A 3,516-nucleotide genomic window follows, 5' to 3' on the forward strand; every position below is an offset into this window, starting at 1 on the left:
GCGAGGCGGTGCTCGTCGGAAAGGTCGAGCCCGGCGGAGTTGCGCCGCGCGCCGTAGAGGGCGGGTGGGGCCTTGATCTTCTCGTGCGGGGCGCCGGGCGCGGCCATGGCGCGGACCTGCGCGACAGGATCGGCGATCAGCCCTTCCACCGGCACAGCTTCGTCCGCGATGCGGTTGACGAAGGACGAGTTGGCGCCGTTCTCCAGGAGGCGCCGCACGAGATAGGCGAGCAGCGTCTCATGCGTGCCGACCGGGGCGTAGATGCGGCAGGGCCGGTCCCATTGCGGGTTGCCGACCACCTCGGAATAGAGCGGCTCGCCCATGCCGTGCAGGCACTGGAACTCGTATTGGCCGCGATAGAAATTCGGACCGGCCATGACCATGATCGAGGCCAGCGTCTGGGCGTTATGGGTCGCGAATTGCGGGAAGATCGCGTCCGGCGCGGCGAGGAGCTTCCTCGCGCAGGCGAGATACGAGACGTCCGTGTGGACCTTGCGGGTATAGACGGGGAAATCGGGCAGCCCGTCGGTCTGGGCGCGCTTGATCTCGCTGTCCCAATAGGCGCCCTTCACGAGCCGCACCATGATGCGGCGCTTCGAGCGGCGGGCGAGGTCGACGAGCCAGTCGATGACGAAGGGGCAGCGCCGGCCATAGGCCTGGATGACGAAGCCGATGCCGTTCCAGGCCGCGAGATCGGGATCGAGGCAGAGGGCTTCCAGGAGGTCGAGGGAGATTTCGAGGCGGTCGGCCTCCTCGGCGTCGATGTTGAGGCCGATGTCGTATTGCCGGGCCAGGAGGGCGAGGCCCTTCACGCGCGGCAGCAATTCGCCCATGACGCGCCCGATCTTGGCGCGGACATAGCGCGGATGCAGCGCGGAGAGCTTGATCGAGATGCCGGGCCCCTCGTAGATGCCCCGTCCCGCCGACGCCTTGCCGATGGCGTGGATGGCGGCCTCGTAATCGGCGAGGTAGCGCGCCGCATCCTCGGCCGTGGTCGCCGCCTCGCCCAGCATGTCGTAGGAATAGCGGAAGCCCCTTGCCTCCATGGCGCGGCTGTTCGAGAGCGCCTCCTCGATGGTCTGGCCGGTCACGAATTGCTCGCCCATCATCCGCATGGCGATGTCGACGCCCTTGCGGATCAGCGGCTCGCCGCCCCGGCCGATGAGTCGCGAGAGGGCCGAGGACAGGCTCGTCTCGTTCGTCGTGGCGGTGAGGCGGCCGGTCACGACCAGGCCCCAGGTCGCCGCGTTCACGAAGAGCGAGGGCGAATGGCCGAGATGGGCGCGCCAGTCGCCGGTCGAGACCTTGTCGCGGATCAGCGCGTCGCGGGTCGCCTTGTCCGGGATGCGCAGCAGTGCCTCGGCGAGGCACATCAGGGCGACGCCCTCGTGGCTGGAGAGCGAATATTCGTGGATGAGCCCCTCGACGCCGCTATGGCTCGCCTTGGCGCGGAGCGCCTCGACCAGCGCGCGCGCGATGCGGGCGGCGGCCTCGGCTCCCTCGGGAGGCAGGGTCGCGGGATCGAGGAGCGCGGCGACGCAGTCGGGTTCCGGGCGGCGATAGGCGGCCGTGATCGCGTCGCGGAGCGGCGTCTGCGCCTTCACCCCCGTGGCGAAGGAGGCGAAAGGAGCGGGGGCGGCGGGCATGGGAGGCTGTCCGTTGGGAGATGTCTCCATATAGGGCTTTCCTTGCCGCCGTTCGATGGGATATATGGAAAAATTATAGTCGATATAACTACGAATTGATATTTTTCTAGAGAAATAAAAATGGATGCGATCGATGCGAAGATGCTGGCCATCCTCCAGGAGGACGGGCGGATCTCGACGGTGGACCTCGCCGAGCGCCTGGGCCTCTCGCCGACGGCGACCGGCGAGCGGCTGAAGAAGCTGACGCGGGACGGCACCATCGCGGGCTACGGCGCGCGGCTCGATCCGGGGCGCCTCGGCCTCGGGCTGCTCGTCTATGTCGAGGTCTCGCTGGACAAGACGAGCCAGGACGCCTTCGGGCATTTCGCGAGGGCCGTCCGGCTCGCGCCCCAGATTCTCGAATGCCACATGGTGGCCGGCGGCTTCGACTATCTGATCAAGGCGCGCATCGCCGACATGGCCGCCTATCGCCGCTTCCTGGGCGATGTCCTGCTCGCCTTGCCGGGCATCAGGGAGACGCGGACCTATGCGGTGATGGAGGAGATCAAGAGCGGGGCTCCGCTGCCGGTCCGGCTGCCCCATCACGGGTAGGCTCCGGGAGGATTGCGGGCGCCTCCCCGCATGGACGGCCGCCCGGCAAAAATGGCGGGCGGGGAGGATAGGCGATCCGGCTCCGGTCCCGTATGTCAGCCGGACAGCGAGCCGCGCCGCCATGGCGCGGGCCGGGGAGGAAGACATGCGGGGCAGCTTGCCGAAATACAGCCGCGCTGCGGTGGTGCGCGAGTTCAAGGCGCCGGTCTGCCTCGAGGAGGTGCCCGTTCCGCAGCAGGTCGAGCCGGGCGCCCTCGTCACGAAGGTCCATGCCTGCTCGATCTGCGGGACCGACATCCATCTGTGGCAGGGCAACCTGAGCCTGCGGGTCGACCTGCCGGTGATCCTCGGCCACGAGATGGTGGGCGAGATCGTCGCGATGGGCGAGGGCGCCGGCCGCGATTCGATCGGCCAGGACCTCAAGGTGGGCGACCGCATCACCTGGACACACACCTCCTGCGGGCGCTGCTATTTCTGCACGGTGCTGCGCGAGCCGACGCTCTGCCAATATTCCAGGAAGTACATGTATGTCTGCATGGAGGAGTTCCCGCATCTTCTCGGCGGCTTCTCCGAATACGGCTACGTGGTGCCCGAGGCGGGGCGCGTGCGCGTGCCCGACAACGTGCCGGACGAGCTGGCCAGCATGGCGAGCTGCGCCTTCCGCTCGGTGATGAACGCCTTCGACCTTCTCGGCCGCGTCGATCCGCTCGACACGGTCGTCGTCCAGGGGGCGGGGCCGCTCGGCCTCCTCGCCACTGCGGTCGCCAAGGTGTCCGGGGCGCGGCGCGTCGTGACGATCGGCGCTCCCGACGCCCGGCTCGACATCGCCTCCGCCTTCGGCGCCGACGAGGTGATCTCGGTCGAGACGACCAGCCCGCAGGAGCGGCTGGACCGCGTGCTGTCGCTGACCGGCGGGCGCGGCGCCGACACGGTGATGGAATTCGCCGGCCACCCGAAGGCTTTCGCCGAGGGGCTGGATCTCGCCCGGCGCGGCGGGAACTACGTGATCGTGGGCCAGCTCGGCCAGGGCGAGGTCCCGATCAAGCCCTCCGCGATCGTGGCCAAGCAGCTGCGCATCCTCGGCTCCTTCTCGGGCCAGGCCAAGGCCTATTGGAAGGCGCTCGAATTCGTCTCCCTCCACGGCAGTCACATTCCCTTCGAGAGGATGATCTCGAACCGCTACTCGCTCGACGAGGTCGATACGGCGCTGACGCGCATGAAGAATTTCGAGGAGATCAAGCCGGTCATCATGTTCTGAAGGGCGGCGGCCATCGGCGCG

3 protein-coding genes are annotated in these 3,516 nt (G+C 68.2%); 2 read left to right on the top strand and 1 reads right to left on the bottom strand.

All coding sequences use genetic code 11. The annotated features are described in order from the left end of the window. On the bottom strand, positions 1–1,676 hold a 1,676-nt coding region (locus tag PKD06_RS12015), incomplete at its 3' end, for a proline dehydrogenase family protein (protein WP_324380435.1). An 84-nt stretch (positions 1,677–1,760) separates the two neighbouring features. On the opposite strand from PKD06_RS12015, the gene PKD06_RS12020 reads away from it, so the two are divergent. After that, positions 1,761–2,237: an Lrp/AsnC ligand binding domain-containing protein gene (locus PKD06_RS12020; RefSeq protein ID WP_324380436.1), complete on the top strand. Its 477-nt coding sequence runs from the start codon at positions 1,761–1,763 to the stop codon at positions 2,235–2,237. 145 nt (positions 2,238–2,382) lie between these two features. Beyond that, positions 2,383–3,495, top strand: coding sequence for a zinc-binding dehydrogenase (locus tag PKD06_RS12025; protein ID WP_324380422.1), 1,113 nt, complete (start codon positions 2,383–2,385; stop codon positions 3,493–3,495). Positions 3,496–3,516: the final 21 nt, after the last annotated feature.

This window comes from Enterovirga sp. (assembly GCF_035325185.1).
Classification (GTDB): Bacteria; Pseudomonadota; Alphaproteobacteria; order Rhizobiales; family Beijerinckiaceae; genus Enterovirga.